Origin of the sequence: Streptomyces sp. NPDC006435 (assembly GCF_040612315.1) — a bacterium.
GTDB lineage: Bacteria > Actinomycetota > Actinomycetes > Streptomycetales > Streptomycetaceae > Streptomyces.
On sequence record NZ_JBEXPY010000028.1, the window covers coordinates 88973 to 113151 of the forward strand.

At 73.0% G+C, this 24179-nt stretch carries 22 protein-coding genes; 10 read left to right on the forward strand and 12 right to left on the reverse strand.

The genetic code is table 11. The annotated features are described in order from the left end of the window. Nucleotides 1–7 precede the first annotated feature (7 nt). The gene (locus ABZZ04_RS25515; protein ID WP_356934533.1) at nt 8–1459 is read left to right on the forward strand and encodes a penicillin-binding transpeptidase domain-containing protein; all 1452 of its coding nucleotides are present in this window, start codon (nt 8–10) and stop codon (nt 1457–1459) included. 50 nt (nt 1460–1509) lie between these two features. Here ABZZ04_RS25515 and ABZZ04_RS25520 read toward each other — a convergent pair whose 3' ends face one another. Both ABZZ04_RS25520 and ABZZ04_RS25525 read right to left on the reverse strand, forming a co-directional pair. Then, entirely contained in the window at nt 1510–2688 is a 1179-nt protein-coding gene (locus ABZZ04_RS25520; protein WP_356934534.1) for a hypothetical protein, read from the reverse strand. Continuing rightward, complete coding sequence (locus ABZZ04_RS25525) at nt 2685–3644, reverse strand: 5-dehydro-4-deoxyglucarate dehydratase (RefSeq protein ID WP_356934535.1); 960 nt, start codon at nt 3642–3644, stop codon at nt 2685–2687. The genes ABZZ04_RS25520 and ABZZ04_RS25525 overlap by 4 nt, the downstream gene beginning before the upstream one ends. 329 nt (nt 3645–3973) lie before the next feature. Here ABZZ04_RS25525 and ABZZ04_RS25530 point away from each other — a divergent pair, with 329 nt between their 5' ends. The 3 genes from ABZZ04_RS25530 (at nt 3974) to ABZZ04_RS25540 (ending at nt 6446) form a co-directional block, all read left to right on the forward strand. Next, nucleotides 3974–4783 (forward strand): NAD(P)-dependent oxidoreductase, encoded by an 810-nt coding sequence (locus tag ABZZ04_RS25530; RefSeq protein ID WP_356934536.1) that lies wholly within the window; start codon nt 3974–3976, stop codon nt 4781–4783. A 68-nt stretch (nt 4784–4851) separates the two neighbouring features. Continuing rightward, entirely contained in the window at nt 4852–5082 is a 231-nt protein-coding gene (locus ABZZ04_RS25535; RefSeq protein WP_356934537.1) for a hypothetical protein, read from the forward strand. 146 nt (nt 5083–5228) lie between these two features. Beyond that, complete coding sequence (locus ABZZ04_RS25540; RefSeq protein WP_356934538.1) at nt 5229–6446, forward strand: TerD family protein; 1218 nt, start codon at nt 5229–5231, stop codon at nt 6444–6446. 81 nt (nt 6447–6527) lie between these two features. Here ABZZ04_RS25540 and ABZZ04_RS25545 read toward each other — a convergent pair whose 3' ends face one another. The 4 genes from ABZZ04_RS25545 to ABZZ04_RS25560 form a co-directional block, all read right to left on the reverse strand. Next, the gene (locus ABZZ04_RS25545) at nt 6528–6758 is read right to left on the reverse strand and encodes a hypothetical protein (RefSeq protein ID WP_356934539.1); all 231 of its coding nucleotides are present in this window, start codon (nt 6756–6758) and stop codon (nt 6528–6530) included. Nucleotides 6759–6849: 91 nt separating this feature from the next. Next, on the reverse strand, nt 6850–8430 hold the full coding sequence (locus ABZZ04_RS25550) for a TROVE domain-containing protein (RefSeq protein ID WP_356934540.1): 1581 nt from the start codon (nt 8428–8430) through the stop codon (nt 6850–6852). Nucleotides 8431–8941: 511 nt separating this feature from the next. Next, the gene (locus ABZZ04_RS25555; protein ID WP_356934541.1) at nt 8942–10414 is read right to left on the reverse strand and encodes an alkaline phosphatase PhoX; all 1473 of its coding nucleotides are present in this window, start codon (nt 10412–10414) and stop codon (nt 8942–8944) included. Between the two features lie 292 nt (nt 10415–10706). Then, nucleotides 10707–12167 carry a hypothetical protein gene (locus ABZZ04_RS25560; RefSeq protein WP_356934542.1) on the reverse strand — a complete coding sequence of 487 codons (1461 nt, stop codon included), beginning with the start codon at nt 12165–12167 and terminating at the stop codon, nt 10707–10709. A gap of 260 nt (nt 12168–12427) precedes the next feature. On the opposite strand from ABZZ04_RS25560, the gene ABZZ04_RS25565 reads away from it, so the two are divergent. Continuing rightward, nucleotides 12428–14275: an endonuclease/exonuclease/phosphatase family protein gene (locus tag ABZZ04_RS25565; protein WP_356934543.1), complete on the forward strand. Its 1848-nt coding sequence runs from the start codon at nt 12428–12430 to the stop codon at nt 14273–14275. A gap of 75 nt (nt 14276–14350) precedes the next feature. On the opposite strand, the gene ABZZ04_RS25570 is transcribed toward ABZZ04_RS25565, so the two are convergent. Further along, nucleotides 14351–15061 carry an antibiotic biosynthesis monooxygenase gene (locus ABZZ04_RS25570; RefSeq protein ID WP_356934544.1) on the reverse strand — a complete coding sequence of 237 codons (711 nt, stop codon included), beginning with the start codon at nt 15059–15061 and terminating at the stop codon, nt 14351–14353. A 136-nt stretch (nt 15062–15197) separates the two neighbouring features. Between ABZZ04_RS25570 and ABZZ04_RS25575 the strand changes: the two genes are divergently transcribed. Then, nucleotides 15198–16331: a peptidoglycan bridge formation glycyltransferase FemA/FemB family protein gene (locus ABZZ04_RS25575; RefSeq protein ID WP_356934545.1), complete on the forward strand. Its 1134-nt coding sequence runs from the start codon at nt 15198–15200 to the stop codon at nt 16329–16331. Between the two features lie 83 nt (nt 16332–16414). Beyond that, nucleotides 16415–16858: a GNAT family N-acetyltransferase gene (locus tag ABZZ04_RS25580; RefSeq protein WP_356934546.1), complete on the forward strand. Its 444-nt coding sequence runs from the start codon at nt 16415–16417 to the stop codon at nt 16856–16858. 21 nt (nt 16859–16879) lie between these two features. Here the strand turns inward: ABZZ04_RS25580 and ABZZ04_RS25585 are convergent, their stop codons facing one another. Then, nucleotides 16880–17569 (reverse strand): DUF4232 domain-containing protein, encoded by a 690-nt coding sequence (locus ABZZ04_RS25585; RefSeq protein ID WP_356934547.1) that lies wholly within the window; start codon nt 17567–17569, stop codon nt 16880–16882. 153 nt (nt 17570–17722) lie between these two features. Here ABZZ04_RS25585 and dapA point away from each other — a divergent pair, with 153 nt between their 5' ends. Continuing rightward, nucleotides 17723–18613 carry a 4-hydroxy-tetrahydrodipicolinate synthase gene (gene dapA, locus ABZZ04_RS25590; protein ID WP_356934548.1) on the forward strand — a complete coding sequence of 297 codons (891 nt, stop codon included), beginning with the start codon at nt 17723–17725 and terminating at the stop codon, nt 18611–18613. A 31-nt stretch (nt 18614–18644) separates the two neighbouring features. Here the strand turns inward: dapA and dapD are convergent, their stop codons facing one another. Both dapD and ABZZ04_RS25600 read right to left on the reverse strand, forming a co-directional pair. After that, nucleotides 18645–19634, reverse strand: coding sequence for a 2,3,4,5-tetrahydropyridine-2,6-dicarboxylate N-succinyltransferase (dapD, locus tag ABZZ04_RS25595; protein ID WP_356934549.1), 990 nt, complete (start codon nt 19632–19634; stop codon nt 18645–18647). Nucleotides 19635–19723: 89 nt separating this feature from the next. Then, the gene (locus ABZZ04_RS25600) at nt 19724–20971 is read right to left on the reverse strand and encodes an MFS transporter (RefSeq protein WP_356934567.1); all 1248 of its coding nucleotides are present in this window, start codon (nt 20969–20971) and stop codon (nt 19724–19726) included. Nucleotides 20972–21071: 100 nt separating this feature from the next. On the opposite strand from ABZZ04_RS25600, the gene ABZZ04_RS25605 reads away from it, so the two are divergent. Further along, nucleotides 21072–21959 (forward strand): winged helix-turn-helix transcriptional regulator, encoded by an 888-nt coding sequence (locus tag ABZZ04_RS25605; protein ID WP_356934550.1) that lies wholly within the window; start codon nt 21072–21074, stop codon nt 21957–21959. A 90-nt stretch (nt 21960–22049) separates the two neighbouring features. On the opposite strand, the gene ABZZ04_RS25610 is transcribed toward ABZZ04_RS25605, so the two are convergent. Further along, the gene (locus ABZZ04_RS25610; protein WP_356934551.1) at nt 22050–22586 is read right to left on the reverse strand and encodes a TetR family transcriptional regulator C-terminal domain-containing protein; all 537 of its coding nucleotides are present in this window, start codon (nt 22584–22586) and stop codon (nt 22050–22052) included. Next, nucleotides 22586–22906, reverse strand: coding sequence for a multidrug efflux SMR transporter (locus ABZZ04_RS25615; protein WP_356934552.1), 321 nt, complete (start codon nt 22904–22906; stop codon nt 22586–22588). The genes ABZZ04_RS25610 and ABZZ04_RS25615 overlap by 1 nt, the downstream gene beginning before the upstream one ends. 206 nt (nt 22907–23112) lie before the next feature. Here ABZZ04_RS25615 and ABZZ04_RS25620 point away from each other — a divergent pair, with 206 nt between their 5' ends. After that, nucleotides 23113–24174 (forward strand): hypothetical protein, encoded by a 1062-nt coding sequence (locus tag ABZZ04_RS25620; RefSeq protein WP_356934553.1) that lies wholly within the window; start codon nt 23113–23115, stop codon nt 24172–24174. Nucleotides 24175–24179: the final 5 nt, after the last annotated feature.

Genomic DNA, 24179 nt, shown 5'->3' on the forward strand with positions numbered 1-24179 from the left:
CGGTGGGATGAACAGAACGATCAGGCACACGTCCGTCTTCTGTCTGCTGCTGGTTCTCGCCCTCCTGGTGCGGGCGACCTGGCTGCAGGCGTATCAGGCGCAGGCGCTCGCGGACAACGACCACAACCGGCGGAAGACCATCGCGCAGTACGCGCAGCCGCTCGGCGACATCATCGTGGCCGGGGACCCGGTCACCGGTTCGAAGAGGACGGTGGGCAGCGATCTCGCGTACAAACGCACCTACACCCGGGGCGAGCTCTACGCGGCCGTCACCGGCTACGGCTCGCAGGCGTACGGCTCCACCCAGCTCGAAGGCATCTACAGCCACGTGCTGGACGGCACCGACGACCGGCTGAAGAGCCCGCTGGACATGGTGACGGACAAGCAGGCCGATCCGGGCAACGTCCTGACGACGATCGACCCGGCCGTGCAGAAGGCGGCGTACGAGGCGCTCGGCGACGACAAGGGCGCCGCCGTCGCGATCGAGCCGGGCACCGGGCGGATCCTGGGCATGGTCTCCACCCCCTCGTACGATCCGTCGACGATCAGCGGGACGGCGGACGGCGACGCCTGGCGGAAGCTGCTCGACGACGAGGACAAACCGCTGGTCAACCGGGCGATCCGGCAGCCGCTGGCACCGGGTTCGACGTTCAAGCTGGTGGTGGCCGCCGCAGCGCTGGAGGACGGGCTGTACGGCTCGGTCGACGAGCGCACGGCCAGCCCCAACCCGTACACCCTGCCCGGCACCAGCACCGTCCTGCGCAACGAGAGCGCCACCGCGCCGTGCGAGAACGCCACGCTGCGCACCGCGCTCCAGTACTCCTGCAACAACGTCTTCGCGAAGGCCGCCGTCGACCTCGGTCAGGACAAGGTCAGGGCGATGGCGGAGAAGTTCGGCTTCAACACGGAGAAGCTGGACGTTCCGGTGCGGGCGAGCGAGAGCGTCTACCCGTCCGGCATGGACCGGCCCCAGACCGCGCTGACGGGCATCGGCCAGTTCGAGGTGACGGCGACGCCGTTGCAGATGGCCATGGTGTCGTCCGCGCTCGCCAACGGGGGCGAACTGGCCGCTCCGCACATGGTGTCCTCGGTGACCGACGGAGAGGGCGACACGCTCCAGGAGTTCCCGGACGGGGACACCGAGCGGGTGGTGTCGCCGGACACCGCCGAGCAGTTGCGCAGCGCCATGGTGACCGTCGTCGAGCAGGGCACCGGCACCAACGCCCGGATCGCCGGGGCCGAGGTAGGCGGCAAGACGGGCACCGCGCAGAACGGGGTGGGCAACAGCAAGACCCCGTACGCCTGGTTCACCTCGTACGCGAAGGACGCCTCGACCGGCAAGGAGGTCGCGGTGGCGGTGGTCGTCGAGGACTCGGGCGCGGCCCGTTCGGAGGTCAGCGGCAACGGTCTGGCGGCGCCGGTCGCCCAGAAGATGATGAAGGCGGCGCTGGCGCGCTGAACGCGCCGGGCGGGGGCGTCCGCCGTACGCCCCCGCCCGGCGCGGCTCCGTCAGCGGCCCAGGCGTGCCAGCGCCCCGGCGACGGCCGCCAGGTCCGGGTCCGAGGCCAGTCCGGCGTGGTACAGGCGCAGTTGGTTCGCGCCGAGCGAGGCCGCGTGCTCGGCGTCCCGCTCCAGTGCGGCGGGGTTGCCGCCCATGCCGGTGACCACGCAGAAGTTGGCCGCGAGCACCCCCTCGCTCCCGGCGAACGGGCCGAGCACGGCCTCGCGCACCGCGTCGGCGCCGGTGCAGGGCAGCACCACGCCGTCCGCGACGGACAGGACGTGCCCGGGGTCGACGCCCGTGTTCGCACCGGTGCGGTACGGCGCGGGGTCGGCGTGCAGCAGCACCTGGAAGCCCGGTTCCGCCGCCGCCCGCACGGCGGCCACCGCGGCCTCCTGGAGCGTACGGGCGACCGTGCCGCGCCACCGGAGGGTGGCGTCGGCGAGGTCGGCGCCGAGGAGTTCCCGCACGGCCTCCCAGCCGGCCTCCGCGCTGCCGGAACCGGCCCAGCACGGTTCCAGGGCCCGGCGCACGGCCGCGGCCAGGGCATCGGCGTCCAGGCCCTGTCCGGCATACCCGGTGCGGCAGGCGGAGCAGAAGCAGAGCGACATCAGGTACTGCGCCGCGTCGCCGAGCCCGACGCCCGTGGTCTTGTCGTGGGCGTGCAGGTGCGCGAAGCCGTACCAGCCGCAGGACTCCAGCTCGGTTCCGCCCGCGCCGTCGCGCACCGCGGCCTCTGCGGCCAGGTCGATCAGGTACGCGCGGACCTCGGGCCGTGCGATGCAGGGCGCCCAGGGATAGCGGTCGCCGTACGCGTTGACGACGGAGGTCCCGGGGTGCTCGGCGCCCAGGCGGGAGTTGTGCGCGAGGACCACCCAGGTGTGCACCTGGAGCCCGGCGTCGGTGAGGGCCCGGGCCGCCTGCGCGTACGGGTCGTCGCCGGCCACCCACGACTGCGGGTACGGGCGCAGCTCGCGCCCCGCCCACCGCTCCTCGTCCGGCGGGTAGAGCACCGCCGCGTGCTCGGCGGTGACGATGCGGCGGGCGGGATGACGCGGGGTCAGTGCCCGGGTGGAGTGGTAGGCGGCGGCGAGCGTCACCTGCCGGACGCCCAGGTCCGCGATGCGGGCGGCCGCGTCCGGGTCGCCGACGACGTCCCAGGGATAGAGGAAGGCGGAGGTCCTCACCCGCGCTGCTCCTGCCCGTGCTTCTCCAGGACGGCGCGGCCGCGCGCGATGATCCCGGTGAGCTCCTCGACGTGGGCGGCGGGCGGCTCGGTGAGCGGGGTGCGGACCGGGCCGACGGCCGGGCCGCCGAGCCGGACCCCGGCCTTGACGAGCGAGACGGCGTAGCCGCGGCCCTTGGCGCGCAGTTCGACGAGCGGCCGGTAGAAGTGGTCGAGGAGTTCGTCCGTCAGGGCGTCGTCGCCGGCCTCCAGGGCCCGGTGGAAGGCGAGCGCGATGTCGGGCGCGAAGGCGAAGACGGCCGAGGAGTAGAGCGTGACGCCGATGCCGCGGTAGGCCCGGCCGGTGAGCTCGGCGGTGGGCAGCCCGTTGAAGTACAGGAAGTCCTCCCCCGGCGCCTCGGTGCGGACGGCGCTGACGATGCGCTGCATCAGGTCGAGGTCGCCGTAGCCGTCCTTGAGGCCGATGACGCCGGGGGTCCGGGCCAGTGCCACGACGGTCCCGGGGGTGAAGACGGCGTTGTCGCGCTGGTAGACGATCGTCTCCAGGCCGGTGGCCGCGGCGAGCACGGTGTAGTGGCCCAGCAGTCCTTCCTGGTCGGCGACGACGAGGTAGGGGGGCATCGCGAGGAGCCCGTCCGCGCCGGCCTCCTCGGCGATCCTGGCGTACTCGACGGCGAGCGCGGTGCCGTACCCGGCCCCCGCGACGACGGGCACCTGCCCGGCGGTCTCCTCGACCGCCGCGGCGACGACGGCGCGGAACTCCCGCTGCGTCAGCGCGTGGAACTCGCCGGTGCCGCAGCAGGCGAAGACCGCCGCCGCACCGGCGTCGACGCCGGTGCGCACATGGGCGCGGAAGGCGTCGAGGTCGACGGTGCCGTCCGGTCCGTACGCGGTGACGGGGAAGAAGAGCGGCCCGGTCGCACGGTGCAGTCGGGCGGCAAGAGGGGCTGAGGTCACTGGCGCTCCCTGAGCAGGTCCAGGCGTGCACAATTATGATCGCCGTCCACATTCGTGAACAACTGCACGCTAAGGCAGCCGCCGGGCGCCGGTCAAGGAGGGGAACGCGCAGGGCATCGCGCAGGACATCCGGACGCGCACTCCGGACCGCCGCCCCCGCCGGGGCGGCACAACCCTTGACTCGCCCCGTCGGCACTTCTTACTTTGTCCACACATATGAATGACGTCCATGGCTTTGGCTTCCGACGGGCACGTCCCGCAGGCGCCGCAGGGGCCGTGCCGCGCGCCCGCAGTACGCGTGCGCGCCCACGCACCGAGGAGATCCGCGCATGTCCGCTCCCCGCACCGTCCTGCTCACCGGCGCCGCCGGCGGTCTCGGCACCCTGATGCGCGGTCTCCTGCCCGCGTACGGCCACCGGCTCCGGCTCCTCGACGCCCGCCCCGTCGAGGGCGAGCCCGGCGCGATCACGGCCGACCTCGGCGACCGGGCGGCGCTGCGCGAGGCCGTGCGGGGCGTCGACGCGGTCGTCCACCTCGCGGGCATCTCCCTGGAGTCCTCCTTCGACAGGATCCTGCGGGCCAACATCGAGGGCACGTACAACCTCTACGAGGCCGCGCGCGAGGAGGGCGTCCGGCGCGTCGTCTTCGCCTCCTCCAACCACGTCGCCGGCCACACCCCCCGCCCGCTGCCCGGCGACCCGCCGATCGCCGTCGACGCCCCGCGCCGCCCCGACACCTTCTACGGCCTGTCCAAGTCCTTCGGGGAGGACCTCGCCCAGCTGTACTGGGACCGGCACGGCATGGAGACCGTCTCGGTGCGCATCGGCTCCTGCTACCCCGAGCCGACCTCGGTGCGGATGCTGTCGCTCTGGCTGAGCCCGGCGGACGGCGCCCGGCTCCTGCACGCCGCGCTCACCGCGAAGGACGTGGGGCACACCGTCGTCCACGGCTCCTCCGCCAACACCCGGCTGTGGTGGGACCTGGCCTCGGCCCGCGCACTGGGCTACGAGCCGCAGGACGACTCGGAGCCGTACGCGGCGCGGCTCGTCGCCGAGCAGGGGGAACTGGACCCGGACAACCCCGACCACACCCGCCTCGGCGGCCACTTCTGCACCACCCCACCGATCTGGCCGCACTGACCGGCCCCACCGGTGCCCCCGCGGAAAACCGCGCGACAGCGCGTCCGCCGCCGGGCAGGATGCGGGTCATGCCGAGACCTTCCGGATTCCTGTACGAGCAGCACGGCGACGCGAGCGTCACCATCACCCACCACGGCCGTCCCGCGGGCACGCTGCGCGGCGGCCGGGCGGAGAAGTTCCTGGCCGAGGTGGGGTCCGGGGACGCCCAACTGGTGATGGCCCGCTGGACCGGGGCGTACAAGCACGGCAACGAACGCACCGCCCGCGATCACCCGCGCAACCGGTCGCGCGGACGCTGACGGGCACCGGGCCCGCGGCCCCGGCACACCCGCACGCCCGCACGTCCGAGGGGGCGGCCGGGACCGCGGGGCGGGGGACGGCGGGGGCGGCGAGGGGACGGCAAAGGTAAGGGAACGGCAAAGCGGGGTCGTTCGTTACTCCGGACATGACCGCTATGACCCCCGGCTCGAACATCCCTCTCTCCGCCGCCCGCGTGGCAGTGGACGTCTCCGCCCCGGTGCGGCTCGACGTTTCGGGCCTCCTGCTCACCGCAGACGGCAAGGTGCGCTCGGACGACGACTTCATCTTCTACAACCAGCCCGCGGGCCCCGGTGTGACCTACCGCTCCGGCGGCGGCACCGCGCCGGACTCGATCCTGGTGGACACCGCGGCGGTCCCGCCCGGCATCGAGAAGATCGTCGTCACGGCGAGCCCGGACGCGGCGGGCCAGACCTTCCAGGGCATCGAGCCCACCGCGACCGTGCGCAACGCCGACGACAACAGCGTGCTCGCCACCTTCACCCCGCCCCGGCTGGGCACCGAGACGGCGCTCGTGGTCATCGAGGTCTACCTCCGCAACGGCGCCTGGAAGGCCCGCGCGGTCGGCCAGGGCTACGCCGACGGCCTGGCCGGCATCGCCACGGACTTCGGCGTCTCGGTCGAGGAGGAGCCCGCCGCCGCCCCGGCCCCCGTGCCCGCCGCGCCCCCGATGCCGCCCACCGGCCCGGTGGACCCGCGGATCGCCGCGCCCCCGGCTCCCCCCGCCCCGCCGGCCCCGCCCGCCCCGGCGCCCGTGCCCGCCGGCGGGAAGATCAGCCTCGACAAGGGCCGGGTCAACCTCCAGAAGAACCAGACGGTCTCCCTGGTCAAGGGCGGCCGGCCGCTGCTCTCCCGGGTCAAGATGGGCCTCGGCTGGGAGCCCGCCTTCCGCGGCAAGGACATCGACCTCGACGCCTCGGTGATCGCCTACGGCCCGCAGCGCAATCACATCGACAGCTGCTACTTCGGCAAGCTCTCCATCCTGAACGGCGCGATCAAGCACTCCGGCGACAACCTCACGGGTGAGGGAGCCGGCGACGACGAGGTGATCGTCGTGGACCTGGGCCGCATCCCGCCGGAGGCGACCGGCCTGGTCTTCACGGTCAACTCGTTCACCGGCCAGAAGTTCACCCAGGTCGCCAAGGCCTACTGCCGGCTGATCGACGGGGCCACCGGCGAGGAGCTGGTCCGCTTCGACCTGACCGGCGCCGAGCCGCAGACCGGCGTGATGATGGCCAAGCTGATCAAGCAGTTCTCCGGCGAGTGGGAGATGACCGCCATCGGCGACTTCGTGAAGTCGCGCACCGTCCGCGGCATGGTGAAGCCCGCGGCCCAGGCACTGTGACGCGACGGGCCCCGGGGTACGTCCGTGGACGTACCCCGGGGCCCCGGTCGTGGTCGGTGTCCCGCTCGGAGCCCGGTCGGCTCAGAGCTTGGTCAGTTTGGAGTACGGGCGCAGGATTCTGCCCTGCCGCCCGGCGAAGTCGATGAGCACCGCGTCGTTGTCGCCCTCGACGGCGATGACCCGGCCGAGGCCGAACTGGTCGTGCGACACCCGGTCGCCCGCGTCGAACGATTCGACCGGTGAGGCCTCCTGGGCCGGGTGGTTGAAGGGACTGGAAGGCAGGTGGCGCCGGGATCCGGCTGACTGTTTCATCACCGCGAGTATGCGCCCCGCGGACGGGTCCCGGGAACACCCGGTGCCGCACCCGTCCCTCTCGGGAGCGGACGCGGCACCGGATCCGCCGTCATTTCTTCCAGGGCCAGTCCGCGTTCCGGCCCGCCTCCAGCAGCGGCACCATGCGGAACGCCGCGTCCGAGAGCCCCCCGAAGGTGTGGCGTGTCCCCTCCCCGGACGGGGCGTGCCCGACCCGGTGACCGGCCAGGTTCCAGGTGTAGACGGGCACGGTGTCCGGCACCGCCGCGGTGGCGTCCCCGGCGTACGAGAACGTCGCCTGCTCGTCGGTGACGATCAGCACCCGGTCGTGGTCCCGGTAGTGCCGGCGCACCGCCTCCGCCGTGTTGGTCCCGCCGAGGTTGCCGAAGCGTTCCAGGACCTTCAGCACGGACTCGCTCCGGCGGTACTCCACCGGGGCGCTGCTCGTACCGAACTGGACCAGGTCGGCGTCGGCCGCCCGGAGCGCCAGCGCCGTGCCGAAGATCGCGGCGGCGTCGGCCCGGTCGAGCTGCGAACGGTCCGAGAGCGGCGACCACATCGAACCCGAGCGGTCGACCAGGACCAGCGTCCGCCCCGGCAGGGCCGGCACGTTGTCCAGCGAGTGGCCGAGCGCCTTCTCCAGCGGGTGGGCCCAGCGCAGCGAGGGCGCGTGCTGGTAGGCGGCGAGGTAGCGGAACGGGAACTGCCGGGACGCGGCGACCGCGGCCGGATCGCTGATCCTCGCCGCCGCCCGCGCGGCGACCTCGTCCGAGACACCCGCCTCGTCGAAGTTGCGCAGGTTGCGGATGAGCGCCATCACGCCCATCGACGGAATCACCGCTTCCCAGGCCGTGGCGTCCATCGGTCCCTGCAACCAGCCCGCCAGCGCCTCCCAGGTCATGCCCGCGGCGGCCAGCCGGTCCGCCCCGTCGGCGCCCTCGATCACGGCCCGCCGCTGTTCGACCGGCAGTTCCATCAGCGCGCGGTGGGCGGTCAGGACGCGGTCACCGGCCGACGGCACGGCCGTCTCGGGGTGGTGCCTGCGGTCGAGGGCGTACCGGAACAGCTCGCCCTGCCACGGCTTTTCGGGGTCGGGCGAGGCGTGCGTCAGGTTCAGGACGTCGCCGAAGCGGTAGCCCTTGGACGCGGTGTCGTACTTCAGCAGCGACTTGCCGCCGTAGAGCCGGCGCACGGCGTCGGCGATGCCGCGCTTGACCGGCTTGGGCACGGCCCGGCCGTATCGCGAGGTCCAGTACCCGAGGAGTTCGCCGGGCTCGTCGGCGCGCAGCAGCACGGAGTCGACGACCCGGCGGTTGGACGGGCCGTCCTCGGCACCCGCCTCCAGCCGTGCCCTGACGTACTCGGCGGCGCCGACGATCGAGGCGGTGCGCATCTGTCCGTCGCGGCGCAGCCAGTGGAGCAGGCCCGCGGTCCACTCCGGGTCCGTGACGGCCAGGTTCCGCACGAGGGCCGAGAAGCGGTCGTCGCGCTGCTCGCCGTCCTCGTAGAAGGTCTGCTGCGAGACGAAGTTGGCGACCGCGAGCAGGAAGAGTTCGGAGCGTTCGTCGCGCAGGTGTCCCCGGCCGCCCTGGTGGGTCGGCGCGGTGCGCCCGGTGGACTTCACGGGCGAGACGACGCGGGGCCGGGTGGTGCGGGTGTTGAAGCGTGCCATGTGAATTCCCCCGAATTCATTGGGAGAAGGCACAACCGGAAGGGCGCCCGAGATCATGGGTCGGCGACGGACTTTACTGATGCTCTACCGAATTGAGCTACCGGCCGGAGCCGGACGGGACTCGAACCCGCAACCCTCAGTCCAAAGGAAGTAACCGTTGCCTGCGCACCGGGCACCCCCCGGCGTCTGTGCCTCCCGAGATCATTCCGGCCGCGGCGGTATCTGGACAGGAAGTAGCCGCGGCCCTCGCACCGGGAGGTGCGTGCAGTCATTGCTGCAGATGAAGTTGTGGTGCCCAGAGAACCGATTCGGCGGAACCGACGAAGGTGCTCTACCCCCTGAGCTACACCGGAGCGAGATCCGGCGGCGGGACTCGAACCCGCGACATCCCCATTAAGAGTGGAAGTAGGTCCTGCCTGCGCACCTGGGCACGGACAGGACTCTAGAAGAGGAACCGCCCGGTGCGCGAGGGAATTACGCGCACCGAGCGGTTCATCCGTACGGGTTACTGCTACTTCTTCGGCTGGCGCTTCCACGGGCCGGTGATGGCGAGCATGATGCCCGGCGTCTGGATGTTGGCGAACAGCGTCCGGCCGTCGGGCGAGAAGGTGACACCGGTGAACTCGCTGTACTCCGGCTCCTCCTCGGTGCCGATGTTCAGCTCGTTGCGCGCGATGGGGTAGGTGCGGCCGCTCTCGGTCGCGCCGAAGAGGTGCTGGACGCCCTCGCCGTCCTCGGAGATGACCAGACCGCCGTAGGGCGACACGGTGATGTTGTCCGGGCCGTCGAAGGCGCCGTCCTTCGACGGGTCGGGGTTCACGCCGAGGAGCACCTTCAGCGTCAGCGTGCGGCGCTTGGGGTCGTAGAACCAGACCTGGCCGTCGTGCGGGACGGGGCTCTCGGAGCGGGCGAACGAGGAGACGACGTAGGCGCCGCCGTCGCCCCACCACATGCCTTCGAGCTTGCGGGCGCGGGTGATCTCGCCGTCGGCGAACTGCTTGCGCACCGAGACGGTCCTGGCGTCGCGGTCGGGCACGTCGACCCAGTCCACGCCGTACACGGTGCCGATCTTCGTGGCGCGGGACAGGTCGTCGACGAACTTGCCGTTGCGGTCGAAGCACTTGGTGGCCTGGAGGACACCGGCGTCGTCGGCGAGGGTGCGCAGCTTGCCGCGGCCGTGCCGGAAGCCCTGCGGCGGGACCCAGCGGTAGAGCAGCCCGTTGGGCTTCCCGGCGTCCTCGGTCAGGTAGGCGTGACCGCGCTTGGGGTCGATCACGACGGCCTCGTGGGCGTACCGGCCGAACGCCTTGATCGGGTGCGGGTCGCGGTTGGCCTTGCGGTCGTACGGGTCGACCTCGAAGACGTAGCCGTGGTCCTTGAGCAGGCCGTCCTTGCCGGCCTTGTCCTCGGTCTCCTCGCAGGTGAGCCAGGTCCCCCACGGGGTGGTGCCACCGGCGCAGTTGGTGGAGGTGCCGGCGATGCCGACCCACTCGGCGACCCGGCCGTCGCGGCGGGTCTCCACGACGGTGCAGCCGCCGGCCGCGACCGGGTCGTAGACGAGGCCCTCGGTGAGCGGCACCGGGTGCTCCCAGCCGGCCCGGGTGCCGGCCAGCTCGTGGTTGTTGACGAGCAGGGTGACGCCGCGCGGGCCCTCGAAGGCGGCCGTGCCGTCGTGGTTGGAGGGGGTGTACTCGCCGCTCTCCAGCTTGGTGACACCGCAGTGGGTGACGATCTCGTACGAGAAGCCGGCGGGGAGCGCGAGGATGCCCTCGGGGTCGGCGATCAGCGGTCCGTAGCCGGGCTCACGGCCGTGCCCGTGGCCATGACCGTGCCCGTGGTCGTGGTCGTGTCCGTTGCCGTGCTTCGGGTCGTCGGCGGCCAGGGCACCGGGCGCGGTGGCCAGGGAGGCGACGGTGCCGGTCAGGGCGATGCCGGCACCGGTGAGTGCGGACTGCTTGGTGAATTCCCTGCGCGTGATGGGCATCACGTACTCCTGGGGGCGACTGAACGGGTTGTTTGCGGGCCCACAGTCGCGTCCCCGTGCCAACGGAAGTTGAACTGCGGGCGACGCCGGGGGGCATCCTTCCTGTGCACTTGGCCGAAAACGGATGTCCGACCCTGTACCACCCACCGCCGCGGACCTGCTCGTTCGCGCCGGCCGCGCCGTCCACCGCCCGCCGCGGTCCGTGCCGCCCGTCCCCGGTGCCGGCCGCGTGAACGGACGGCGCCCCGCCGGGGCCGGGGAACCACCGGCCGCCGACGGGGCGGGGAACCGCTCAGGAGCCCGCGCGCGAGCGGGCCTTGAACGCCGCCTTGCGGGCCTCCTTGGCCTTCTTCTTGTCGCCGTGCAGCCGCCCCATCGCCTCCAGGACCTCCGCCGTCGCCGGGTGCTCCACCCGCCACGCCTCGTCGAAGAAGCCGCTGTGCTGTCCGGCCAGGCCCTCGACCAGGTCCTGGAGCTCGTCCAGGTCGCCGTCGGCCTCCAGCTGGGCCGCGATCGTGTCGACTGCGAGCCAGAAGATCATCGGCTCCGGCGGCGCGGGCACGTCCGCCGCGCCCAGCTCCGCGAGCCAGACCCGGGCCAGGCCGCCCAGTTCGGGGTCGTCCAGCACCGCGCGCACCTCGGGCTCCGCCGCGGCGCCGACCAGGGCGAGGGCCTGCTGGCAGTGGAGCCTGCGCAGCGGGGCCTGTCGGTCGGTCCCGCGGGCCGCCGCCAGGAGTTCGCCCCCGGCGCCCTCCGTGCCGCGCCGGGCGAGCCACAGCCCGACCTCGGCGCGGGCCGCCGCCTCGGGGTAGTACGCGATGCCTCCGAGGAGCGCGTCGGCGCCCTTGTCCGCGAGGTCGCCGACGGCCGGGGCGTCCACCCCGGCCTCCAGCATCCGGGCCCGCAGCCCGTACAGGCCGAGGGGGGTCAGCCGCACCATTCCGTACCGGGTGACGTCCTCGTCGTCGGCCGGTCCGGTGCCGTCCTCGCCCTCCTCGATCAGCAACGCCTCGTCCACCGGGCGGTATTCGACGATCCCGATCGGTTCGAGGACCCGGAACTGGTCGTCGAGGCGCATCATCGCCTCGGACACCTGCTCCAGGATGTCGTCGGTCGGCTCGCCCATGTCGTCGGGCACGACCATCGACGCGGCGAGGGCGGGCAGCGGAACCGGAACCGGGTCGGCGCCGCCCCCGCCGTCGCCGACGGTGAGCAGGTACAGGTTGCCGAGGACCCCGTCGAGGAACTCCGCCTCGATCTCCGGGTCCCAGTCCAGGGACTCGAAGTCGATCGTGCCGTCCTCCGCGACGAGGTCGGCGAGGTCGTCGAAGGCGGGGGCGGTGGCGTCGGCGTGGACGGCCTCCAGGCCGTCGAGCCAGATCGCCAGGACGTCCTGCGGCGAACCGCCGGTGACCAGCGCCAGGTTCTCGCCCGCGGTCACGGTGCCCTCCACGTCCGGTCCGGCGGCCCCGTCGGGGTCCTCGACGTCGAGGAGCCCGGCGTCGACCGCGAGCCGCCACGCCTCACTGGCCTCCGCCGCACCGTCCTCGTCCGGCTCCAGGCCGAGGTGCTCGGCCGCCGTCGGCAGCTGCGCGTCCACGAGTTCGCCCCCGGCGCCGACCCGGGTTCCGGGCCCCGCCCAGCGGGCGAGCCGGACGGCGCGGGCGAGCAGCGGCGTGGCGAGCGCGTCCCGTGCCAGCTCGGCGTCGGTGCGCAGCCGTACGGGCGGCAGGGTGGGGCGCTCTGCGGACATCAGGCGGTTCTCCTCGGGGCGTACCGGAGCCACGGATCGGACGTGGCCGGGGTCACGGGTCGGCGTACCGGAGTCACGGATCGGGTGTACCGGAATACGGATCGGGCGGCCCAAGCGTAGACGCATTTCGCCCCATGCCGCCCGGTTCATGCGACGGACAGCGGCAGTACACCTGTCAGACCTTGACAACGACCTGGCGCACACAAGAGATTGACGCGCGTAGACGTCTCCACCCGACCCTCGATCCCCCGGAGCCCGTGATGCCTGCCGCATCGTCAAGAACGACCGCCGTCTCCGCCGTAGTCACCGCCGCGCTCGCCGCCGGCCTGCTCACCGGCGCCGCCACCACCTCCGCGTCCGCCTCTACGACCGCCGACGCCCAGGTCCGCATCCACGACATCCAGGGCTCCACCCGGATATCCCCGCTCGTCGGCCAGCAGGTCACCGGGGTCGCGGGCGTCGTCACGGGCGTGCGCACATACGGCTCGAAGGGCTTCTGGTTCCAGGACCCGCAGGCCGACGCCGACCCCGCCACCAGCGAGGGCATCTTCGTCTACACGGGCTCCGCGCCCACGGTCGCGGTCGGTGACGCGGTCACCGTCTCCGGCACCGTCACCGAGTACGTCCCGGGCGGCCTCGACTCCGGCAACCAGTCGCTCACCCAGATCAGCAAGCCCGCCGTCACCGTGGTCTCCTCCGGCAACGCCCTGCCCGCGCCGGTGCGGATCACCTCGCGTTCGGTCCCCTCCCGGTACACCCCCGAGGGCGACCCGGCGGCGGGCGGCTCCGTCAACGCGCTGCGGCTGCAGCCGTCCCGCTACGCCCTGGACCACTACGAGTCCCTCGAAGGCATGAACGTCGAGGTCGGCACCTCGCGGGTGGTCGGCGCCACCGACACGCACGCCGAGCTGTGGGTGACGGTCAAGCCGCACGAGAACGACGCCCGCCGCGGCGGCACGGTCTACGGCTCGTACACCTCGCAGAACACCGGACGGCTGCAGATCCAGTCGCTGGTGCCGCTCGCCCAGCAGCCCTTCCCGAAGGCGAACGTGGGCGACGTGCTGTCCGGCGCGACCGAGGGCCCGCTCGACTTCACCCAGTACGGCGGCTACACGCTGACCGCCCGCACCATGGGCACCGTCGTCGACAGGGGCCTGCGCCGGGAGACCACCCGCAAGCAGCGCGACGGCGAGCTGGCCGTGGCGACGTACAACGTCGAGAACCTCGACCCGAGCGACCCGCAGGAGAAGTTCGACGCGCTCGCCGCGGCGGTCGTCGACAACCTCGCCTCGCCCGACGTCCTGGCCCTGGAGGAGATCCAGGACAACAACGGCTCCAAGAGCGACGGCACGGTCGCCGCCGATCAGACGGTCGAGAAGTTCATCGCCGCGATCGAGGCCGCGGGCGGCCCGGCGTACGACTGGCGTTCCATCGACCCGCAGGACAAGAAGGACGGCGGCGAGCCCGGCGGCAACATCCGCCAGGTGTTCCTCTTCAACCCGGAGCGGGTCTCCTTCACCGACCGCGCCGGCGGCGACGCGACCTCGGCGACCGAGGTCGTGCGCGAGCGGGGCCGCGCGGCCCTCACCCTCTCCCCCGGCCGGATCGACCCGACGAACCCGGCGTGGGAGAACAGCCGCAAGCCGCTGGTCGGGGAGTTCAGCTTCCGCGGCCGTCCGGTCTTCGTCGTGGCCAACCACTTCGCGTCCAAGGGCGGCGACGAGTCCATCTTCTCGGAGCACCAGCCGCCGACCCGCTCCTCGGAGGTCCAGCGGCACGCGCAGGCCGAGACGGTCAACACCTTCGTCAAGAAGCTGCTGAGCACCCAGAAGAACGCGGACGTCCTGGTCGTCGGCGACATCAACGACTTCGAGTTCTCCGGCACGACGGAGGCGCTGACGGCCGGGGGCGTGCTGTACCCGGCGATCAAGTCCCTGCCGCGCTCGGAGCGTTACTCGTACGTCTACCAGGGCAACAGCCAGGTCCTCGACCAGATCCTGACCAGCCCGTCGATCCGCGGCTTCCACTACGACAGCGTGCACATCAACGCCGAGTTCGCCGACCAGAACAGCGACCACGACCCGCAGGTGGTCCGCTTCCGCCCGTAGGGCCCCTCGTCCGGATCATGCCGGGCTCGCGTGCCCCGGCACGCACGGACCCGTTCCGTGCGTGCCGCCGCACCGCTACGCGCCCGTCGCCGGCCGCATGGCGAGCGCGGGCGCGTAGCGGTTCACGCCGCCGCCGGTCATCCCCGGGTACGACTGCACCCGTTCCCACTGCGGCGTCCTCGATCCGACCCCGTCGCCGGGCGCGGCCAGCGCGGCCGCGTGGGCCTCGGCGCTCTCCCATTCGGCGTAGTTCAGCACGCGCGTCCCGTCGGTGCTCACGTGGAAGTGCGCGGAGATGCCGCCGGGTGCGGGCGCCGGATCGGTGCCGAGCGCCTCGAACACGGTGTCCACCCAGTCCCGCTGCCGGGCCGGGTCCGCCCCGTCGAACTCGACGTCGACGATCACCACGCAGCCCGGTTCCCGCCCGTCGTCCTCCCTCGTGCCGGACCGGTACGGCTCGTAGGTGTGCAGCCCGAGCCGCCTGATGCCGGGCACGGCGGCGTCGATCTCCGCGTTGCGCTCGTCCCTGCCGTGCCGGAAGAACTCCTGGTACGCCTGCTCGTCGCTCCACTGGCTGTAGTGGAACAGGGTCTTCCCGTCCTCACCCGCGTGGACGGTGTACGAGAGCAGCCCCGGGTGCGGCCAGTCCCGGCCGGCCCACGCCCGCCGGACGGCCTCGACCGTCGCGTCCAGACGTTCGGGGGTGCCGACGTCCCAGGTGCTCGCCTTGACGAGTCCGACGTCGTTGCGGGCAAGATCGGGGCGGGATTCGAACTGCACACTCATGACGGGTCCTTCCTGACCGGCGCACCGGGGCGGCGCGCCGTTGCCGTCCACCCTGATACCTCAAGTCCACTTGAGGTCAACAGCACGCCCCGCTGCGCGGCCGGGCCCACGGACCGCACGACGAACGGAGTACCGCATGGCGCCGCAACTCAGGACGATCGACCGCGAGGAGCACCTGGCGTTCGTCGCGAGCCGGCCGGCCGTGAGCCACATGCAGGTCCCCTCATGGGGCGATGTGAAGCCCGACTGGCGCACGGAGAGCATCGGCTGGTTCGACCGGGACGGCACCGGCCGGGAGCGGATCGTCGGAGCGGGGCTCGTCCTGTACCGGCCGATCCCCAGGGTGAAGCGCTATCTGGCCTATCTGCCGGAGGGGCCCGTCATCGACTGGCACGACGGCGCCCTGGACCGGTGGCTGGAGCCGATGCTGGCGCACCTGAAGGCGCGGGGCGCGTTCACGGTGCGCATGGGGCCGCCGGTGGTCGCCCGGCGCTGGGACGCCCGGACGGTGAAGGACGCCATCGCCGACCCGGCCGCCGGGCGGCTGCGCGAGGTGCGGCCGGACACGGTGGAGCCGGGGGCCGCCGAGCTGGTGGACCGGCTGCGCGCGCTGGGCTGGCGGCAGGGCGAGGAGGAGAGCGAGGACGGCTTCAGCGCGGGGCAGCCCCGGTACGTCTTCCAGGTGCCGTTCGCCGGGCGGTCGCTGGAGGACGTCCGCGGCGGCCTGAACCAGCAGTGGCGGCGCAACGTCAAGAAGGCGGAGAAGGCGGGCGTCAAGGTCGTCGAGGGCGACTACGAGGACCTCCCGGCCTTCTACGAGCTGTACCGCGAGACCGCCGGGCGCGACCGCTTCATCCCCCGCCCGCTCGGCTACTTCCAGCGCATGTGGACCGCGCTGCGGGCCGAGGACCCCGACCGGATGCGGCTGTACCTCGCCCAGCACGACGGCGAGACGCTCTCCGCCGCGACGATGCTGACCGTGGGGAACCACGTCTGGTACTCCTACGGCGCCTCGACCGGCCGCAGGCGCGAGGTGCAGCCCAGCAACGCGATCCAGTGGCGCATGATGAGCGACGCGCACGAGCGGGGCGCGGCCGTCTACGACCTGCGCGGCATCACCGACACCCTGGACGAGGGCAACCACCTGCTGGGCCTGCTGCGCTTCAAGGTCGGCACCGGCGGCCGGGCCGCCGAGTACGTCGGCGAGTGGGACTTCCCGGTCAACAAGGTGCTCCACAAGGCGTTCTCGCTGTACATGGCGCGCCGCTGACCCCGTCCGCCCCGGCGGGCGGACGAGCGGCCGGCCGGGTGGCCGGGCACGGACGCGCCGGCGCCCGTGCCAGACTCCGGGACATGATCCTGCGCATCGCCACCCGTGCCGACCTGCCCGCCGTCCTCGCCCTCCTCGCGGACGAGGAGCGGGTCGTCGACCCGGCCTCGGTCGCGGTCGGCGAGGCGTACGAGAACGCCTTCGCGGCCATCGCGGACGACCCGCGCAACGAGATGCTGGTGCTGGTGGACGGCGGCACGGTGCTGGGCTGCGCGCAGGCGACGTACATACCGGGGCTCGGCCGCGGCGGCCGGGAGCGGGCGCTGGTCGAGGCGGTGCGGATCAGGGCCGACCGGCGGGGCGGCGGGCTGGGGCGGGAGCTGATGGGGCGGGTCGTGGAGCGGGCCCGGCTGCGGGGGTGCGGGCTGGTGCAGCTGACCAGCGGCAAGCGGCGTGCGGACGCGCACCGGTTCTACGAGTCGCTGGGCTTCGCCCGCAGCCACGAGGGCTTCAGGCTCGCCCTCTGAGCCGGCCCCGCGCGGGCGCCGCTACACGGGGTCGGTCCGCCACGCGGTCATGTTGAGCTCGTCGAGCAGCCGCACGTCGTTGCCCTCCAGCGGGAAGGTGCGCGCCTCCAGGCCGGGCGCCGGGGCGATCTCCAGGGCGTCCCCCTCGATGAGGTCGCCGCCGGTCGGGGTGGAGACCCAGGCCAGCAGGGAGCGCGCGGTCTGCCCCGGCTTCAGCACGGCCTCCTCCGGTCCGCGGTCGGTGCCCATGTAGGAGGACCCGGGGTTCACCGGGACGGGCAGCGGGTCGCCGGCCTCGTCCAGGGCGCGGACGGCCGGGTAGCCGTGGACCCGGTACGGCTTGTCGCCGCAGTTGGTGAGGGTGAGTCCGACGGCCCGGTGGCCGAGCGCCGCCTCCACCTGCCCCATGTCCACGACGACGCCGGAGGACGGGCAGTCGGCCCGGGGTGTGGTCCGCGCGGGGGTGGGGCTCTGCGCGGGCGGCCGGTCGGGGAGGACGACGGAGCCGCTGGGGAACGGGGTGGGCAGCTTGTCGGCGTGCACGGCCCACGAGCCGCTGGGGGTCGGTTCCGGCTCGCCCTCGCCCGCGGGCACGAGGAACCCGGCGCAGCCGGAGAGCGTCAGGCCCAGGACCCCGGTCAGGAGCGCGGCCGCCGCCGGTCCGCGTCCGGCCGTTCCCGCCCCGGTGCCCGCCCCTGTCGGTCCCCGCACGCCCACGCACCCCGCCCCATGTCGACCTGCCGCATAGGTGTTCGATCATGCCAGAGACCGCGGCCGCCGCCCACGACTGTTCAGTTCTGCTTTCCCACCGGCCCCAGCAAAGCTAAGTGGACCTTTACGCTCCGGTCGGCTGAGACTGGGGGAATGACAGCAACCGCGGCCCCCTTCGGCCGAGCGCTCTGCGCCATGATCACGCCCTTCACCGCCGACGGCGAGCTGGACCCGGACGCCGCCGGGAAGCACGCCGCCGGTCTGGTCGCCGACGGCTGCGACGGTCTGGTGCTCAGCGGCACCACCGGCGAGTCCCCGACCACCACCGACGCCGAGAAGTCCGCGCTGCTGAGGGCGGTGCGGGCGGCGGTGGGCGACGGGGTGCCGATCGTCGCCGGGATCGGCTCCCCGGACACCCGGCACACCGTCGACCTCGCCCGGCAGGCCGAACGGGCGGGCGCGGACGGCCTGCTGGTGGTGACCCCGTACTACAGCAGGCCCCCGCAGGCCGCCGTCGAGGCGCACTTCCGGCGCGTCGCCGACGCGACCGGCCTCCCGCTGATGCTGTACGACATCCCCGGCCGCACCGGCACCCGCATCGAACCGGAGACCCTGCTGCGGCTCGCGGAGCACCCCCGCGTCGTGGCGGTGAAGGACTGCGCCTACGACCTGCTCGGCTCCACGAAGGTGATCGGCGCGACCTCGCTGGCGTACTACTCGGGCTGCGAGGAGCTGAACCTGCCGTTGTACGCGGTGGGCGCGGCCGGCTACGTCAGCACGGTCGCCAATGTGGCGCCCCGTCAGCTGCGGGCGGTCCTGGACGCCTTCGACGCCGGGGACACCGCCCGGGCCGCCCGGCTCAACCTGCTGAACGCCCCGCTCGCCGAGGCCATGATGGCGTCCGGGCTGCCGGGCACGGTCACGGCCAAGGCGCTGCTCGACGCCGGTCCGGTCCGCGAACCGCTGCAGCCCGCCGGGCGCGAGGCGGCCGACGGGCTGCGCGAGGTCCACGAGGAACTGCTCCGCGCCACCCGGGAGGCGTGACCGGGCGGCGGGGCTTCCCCGTGGCGCCCGGTCAGTTGTGGCTGTGCAGGACCTCGTTGAGGCCGCCCCAGACCGCGTTGTTCGGGCGGGCCTCGACGGCTCCGCTGACCGAGTTGCGGCGGAAGAGGATGTTCGAGGCGCCGGAGAGCTCGCGGGCCTTGACGATCTGGCCGTCCGGCAGGGTGACGCGGGTGCCGGCCGTGACGTACAGCCCGGCCTCGACGACGCACTCGTCGCCGAGCGCGATGCCGACCCCGGCCTCGGCGCCGATCAGGCAGCGCTCGCCGATGACGATGCGCTCCTTGCCGCCGCCGGAGAGGGTGCCCATGGTGGAGGCGCCGCCGCCGATGTCGGAGCCGTCGCCGACGACGACGCCCGCGGAGATCCGGCCCTCGACCATGGAGGTGCCGAGGGTGCCCGCGTTGAAGTTGACGAAGCCCTCGTGCATGACGGTCGTGCCGGCGGAGAGGTGCGCGCCGAGCCTGACCCGGTCGGCGTCGGCGATCCGGACGCCCTTCGGGGCGACGTAGTCCGTCATCCGGGGGAACTTGTCGACCGAGGTGACCTGGAGGTGCAGGCCGTCGGCGCGGGCGTTCAGCCGGACCTTCTCCAGGTCGTCCACGGCGACCGGGCCGAGCGAGGTCCAGGCGACGTTGGAGAGCAGGCCGAAGAGGCCGTCCAGGTTCTGGCCGTGCGGCCGGACGAGGCGGTGCGAGAGCAGGTGCAGGCGCAGGTACGCGTCGTGCGCGTCGAGCGGCTTGTCGTCGAGCGAGGCGATGACCGTACGGACGGCGACGATCTCGACACCGCGGCGGGCGTCCACGCCGACGGCCTTGGCCGCGCCCTCGCCGAGGAGGTTGACGGCCTGGTCGGGGGTGAGCCGTTCGGTTCCGGCCGGGCCGGGCTCTGCGGTGAGTTCGGGGGCGGGGAACCAGGTGTCGAGAACGGAACCGTCGCCGGCGATGGTGGCGAGGCCGGCGGCGACGGCGCCGGTGGTGCGAGCAGGAGTCGTGTCGGTCATGACACGAAACCTAACCGCCGGGGCACCACCGGGGCCAACCGGTCCCACCGGATGGTCGCGGCCCGGCCCCGAAGAGCCGACCCGCCAGGTCAGCCGGGCTGTGTCCGCCGTTCGGGCACCGGCGCGGCGGGCCCCTCGCACACCGGCACGGACGGCGCTCCGGCCCCCCGCAGCCGCCGCGCCGCCAGTACCGCCGCCCCCGCGCCGCAGGCCAGTACCGCGCAGACGGGCCAGAGCAGTCCGGGCGCGTGGGCGTAGAGCGCGCCGCCGAGCGGTGGCGCCAGCACCTGTCCGCTGATGGAGGCGCCCGCGTACAGGCTCTGGAAGCGCCCCTGCGCGTGGGCGGGTGCCTGGTCGGCGACGTAGGCCGTGGCGGTGGTCTTGTAGAGGATCTCGCCCGCCGTCAGCGAGGCCATCATCGTGACGGCGAACAGCGCGCCGGCGCCCGGGATGAGCACGGCGTAGCCCAGCCCCACCAGCAGCAGCCCGGCGCCCACGATGCCCAGCGGCGCCCGCCGGCGCAGCACGTGCGCCGCGGGGAGTTCCAGCAGCAGGATGAGGCCGCCGTTGATGGAGAGCAGCCAGCCGTAGAACCGGGCGTCGTGGCCGTGTTCGGCGAGGAAGACGGGCAGGGTCGAGTACTGCTGCCGGTAGACGAGGTCGACGCAGAGGATCGCGGCGAGCAGGACCGGCACCGCGGGCCTGGCCCGCAGCTCCCGCAGGAGGCCGGGCGCGCCGGGGTCCCGGGCCGGGCGGCTGTGCGCCGTGCCGTGCGCCGGGAGCACCGCCGCCGCGTACCCGGCGAAGAGCAGCGTCCCGAGGCCGTCGGCGACGAACAGCCAGTCGTACGAGAAGCGGGCCGCGATCAGCGCGCCGAGCGGCGGGCCGACGGCGAACGCCGCGTTGCTCCCGGCGCGCACCAGGGCGAAGCTCTGGCGCCTGCCGCCCTCGGGGACGGAGACCGCGACGAGTGCGGCGTTGGCGGCGCGGACGACCCCGGCCGCGTACTGCGCGAGCGGCAGCACCCCGTACATCGCCGCGACCGGCAGGACGGGCAGGGCGGCGAGCGCGGCCCCGCTCACCAGCGCGCCGGTCAGGAGCATCCGGCGGTGGCCGTACCGGTCGCCGAACCAGCCGCCGGTGAAATTCCCCGCGACCAGGCCGATGCCGCCGATGCCCGCGATCACCCCGGCCTGCGGGACGCCCAGTCCGCGCGGGCCGGTCAGATAGACGAAGAGGAAGACGAAGGTGAAGCTGACGACCCCGTTGAGGAAGGAACCGAGAGCGAGCAGCCGTACCGTGCGCGGTACGTCCCGCACGACCCCGAAGACCTTCATCCACGACACCCTTCACCGAGTTCCTTTTGGGAACTTACTATGGCAGCGTGTTTTCCTGCGGGTCAATCCAGCAAGAGGCGGAACGGGAGACGGAGGAGCCATGCCCCAGCGCACCAGCCTGGCCGACGCGGACTGCGCGATCGCCCAGGCGCTCGATGTCGTGGGCGACTGGTGGACCCTGCTGATCGTGCGGGACACGGCACGCGGGGTGCACCGTTTCGACGCGCTCCAGCAGGAACTGGGCGTGTCCCGCAAGGTGCTGACCGAGCGGCTGCGGCTGCTGGTCGACGCGGGGGTGCTGTCCCGGGAGCCGTATCAGGACCGGCCTCCCCGGTACGAGTACCGGCTCACCCCGCGCGGCCGCGCGCTGCTGCCCGTACTGATCGCGCTCCAGGACTGGGGCGACACCTGGGTACTGGGAGAAGGAGAGACGATGGCGACGACCGCGGAGACCTCGAAGGAGGCGGCCCGGGTGCACGCCCTGGTGGGCACACGCCTGCCCGAGCTGCACCTGCCGGGCCACGACGGGGAGTCGCGCGACCCGGTCGCCGACACCCCGTACACCGTCCTGTACCTCTTCCCCGGCGCCTACGCCCGCCGGGACGCCTATCCGCCGAACTGGGCCGAGATCCCGGGCGCGAGCGGCTGCACGCTCGAATCCTGCACCTACCGCGACCAGTTGGCCGAGTTCACGGCGGCGGGCGCGACCGTGCACGGGATCTCCACCCAGCGCCCGGACGAGCAGCGGGCCTTCGCGGAGGCGGAACGGCTGCGCTTCGCGCTGCTGTCCGACGCGGGGCTGGAGCTGACGGCGGCGCTGCGCCTGCCGACCTTCCGGGCGGGCGGGACGAGCCGGCTGAAGCGGCTGACGCTGGTGGTGGACCGGGACCGGACGATCCGCCGGGCGCTGTACCCGGTCACGGACATCGAGGCGAGCGTGCGGGAGGCGCTGGCGGCCGTCCGGAACGGGGGCACGTCCGAGGGGTGAGGAACGCGGTGCGGCCCGTCAGCCCATCAGCCCGTCAGCCCGTCAGCCCGTCAGCCCGTCAGCCCGTCAGCCCGTCAGCCCGTCAGCCCGTCAGCCGACGATCCTGCCGAGCATCTCCCGTGCGTACGCCTCGTCGTACTCCCCGCCGGTGAGCAGCACCTGGAGGCAGATCCCGTCCATCAGCGCGACCAGCGCCCGCGCCGTGGCCGGGTCGGTCCGCCGGGACAGCAGTTCGGCGACGCCGTCGGTCCACTCGGCGGCGACGGGGCGCAGCGCGGGCCGGCGGAGCGCGGCGAGATACAGCTCGTACTCCAGCTCGGCCCGCCCGCGCCCGCCGGAGAAGTACTCCCCCAGCAGTCCGGCCAGTTCCCCGGCGAGGTCGGCGTCCGGGTCGCCCAACGCCCCGCCGCCCCGGATGACTTCGGCGAAGTTCTCGTTCGACCGGCGCAGCGCGGCGATCAGCAGCTCGTCCAGCGAGGCGAAGTGGTAGGTCGTCGAGCCGAGCGGCACATCGGCCTCGGCCGCCACGGAGCGGTGGCTGAGCCCCGCGATGCCCTCGGCACCGACCACCCGGATCGCGGCGTCGATGATCCGGTCGCGCCGCCCGGGGTCGTAGCGGCGCGCCATCAGTGGGCCCCGCCCAGATTCAGCACCACCACTCCGGCGATGACCAGCGCTATGCCCGCCAGCTTGACCGGACTGCCGGTCTCCCCCATGAAGAGGATGCCGATGGCCGCGACCGCGGCGGTGCCGATCCCGGCCCAGATGGCGTAGGCGGTGCCCATCGACAGCGTCTTCAGCGTCCGGGCGAGCAGGCCGAAGGCCAGGAGATAGCCCAGGACGGTGATCACCGACGGCCAGAGCCGGGTGAAGCCCTCGCTGTACTTCATGGCCGTCGTACCGGCCACCTCCGCCGCGATCGCCGCCGCCAGCAGCCCGTATCCCATGTGTACGAGTGTACGCATCATCGTCCGCGCGACAGGACCGAGGCCCCCATCGGCCGAAACGCTACGGTGTCCCGACCGAAAGAACACCAGTACGACAAGACACCCGTACGACGAGACATGACGGAGCGGCAGTGGCGCAGGACGCAGGGTGGGGCGGCGGAGCACCGTACGGGGGACCCCCGGGGCCCATGGGGTGGGGTGGCTGGATGCCGCCGCCGCCCAGGCCCGGGGTGATCCCGCTGGCGCCCCTGAAACTCGGGGACATGCTCGGCGGCGCCTTCAGCGCGATGGGGCGCCACTGGAAGCAGTTGTTCGGCATGGGCGCGACGGCCTACGGCGGGGCGCTGGTGATCGTGGTGACGACGGCCCTGATCGCGTACTCGGCGATCAGCGACCCGCTGCACCGGGTCGTCGAGCTCAGCGCCGACGAGGACGCGACGTCGGCCGACGTGGTGCCGCTCGTGATCGCCCTCGGCGTCGTCTGGCTGGTCGCGATGCTCGCCTTCGTGGTCGCCACGGCCCTGATGTACGCGACCGTCCCCGTGGTCCTCCAGGAAGCCGTGCTGGGCCGGTCGACCACCTTCGCCGCCGTCTGGCGCCGGGCCTGGGCCCGGGTGCCCGCAGTGATCGGGACGGTGTTCCTGTGCTTCCTGATCGCGATGGTCCCGATGCTGCTCATGGTGGTCGGCTTCTTCGCCCTCGTGATCGGCGCGATCACACTGGCGCACGACACCGGCGCCACCCTGTGGGTCGTGCTCGGCTTCCTGGGCGCCTTCGCCACCACCCCGCTCGCGGTCTGGCTCTGGGTGAAGTTCTGCCTGGCCCCCTCGGTCGCGGTCTTCGAGAACCAGTCCCCGGTGGCGGCGCTGCGCCGCTCCTCGCAGCTGGTGCGCGGCGACTGGTGGCGGGTCTTCGGCATCACCCTGCTGGCCTTCGGCATCGCCGCCGTGGCGAACTACCTCATCCAGATCCCGTTCTCGTTCCTCGGCATGTTCTCCGGGATCATCGGCGGCGCGACCCTGGACGCGGACCCCAACCCGGCCTCGGTCGCGCTCGCCATGAGCGGCTATCTGGTGATCATGCTGCTGGGCCAGCTGATCGGCCAGCTCCTCTCGGCGACGTTCCCGCAACTGGTGACCGGTCTGGTCTACGTCGACCGCCGCATCCGCACCGAGAACCTGGGCCCGGTCCTCGCGGAGGCCGCGGCCGTGCCCCCGCAGACGCAGGCACAGCCGCAGCCCGGCCCGTACGACTCGTACGGCCGGTAGCCGCG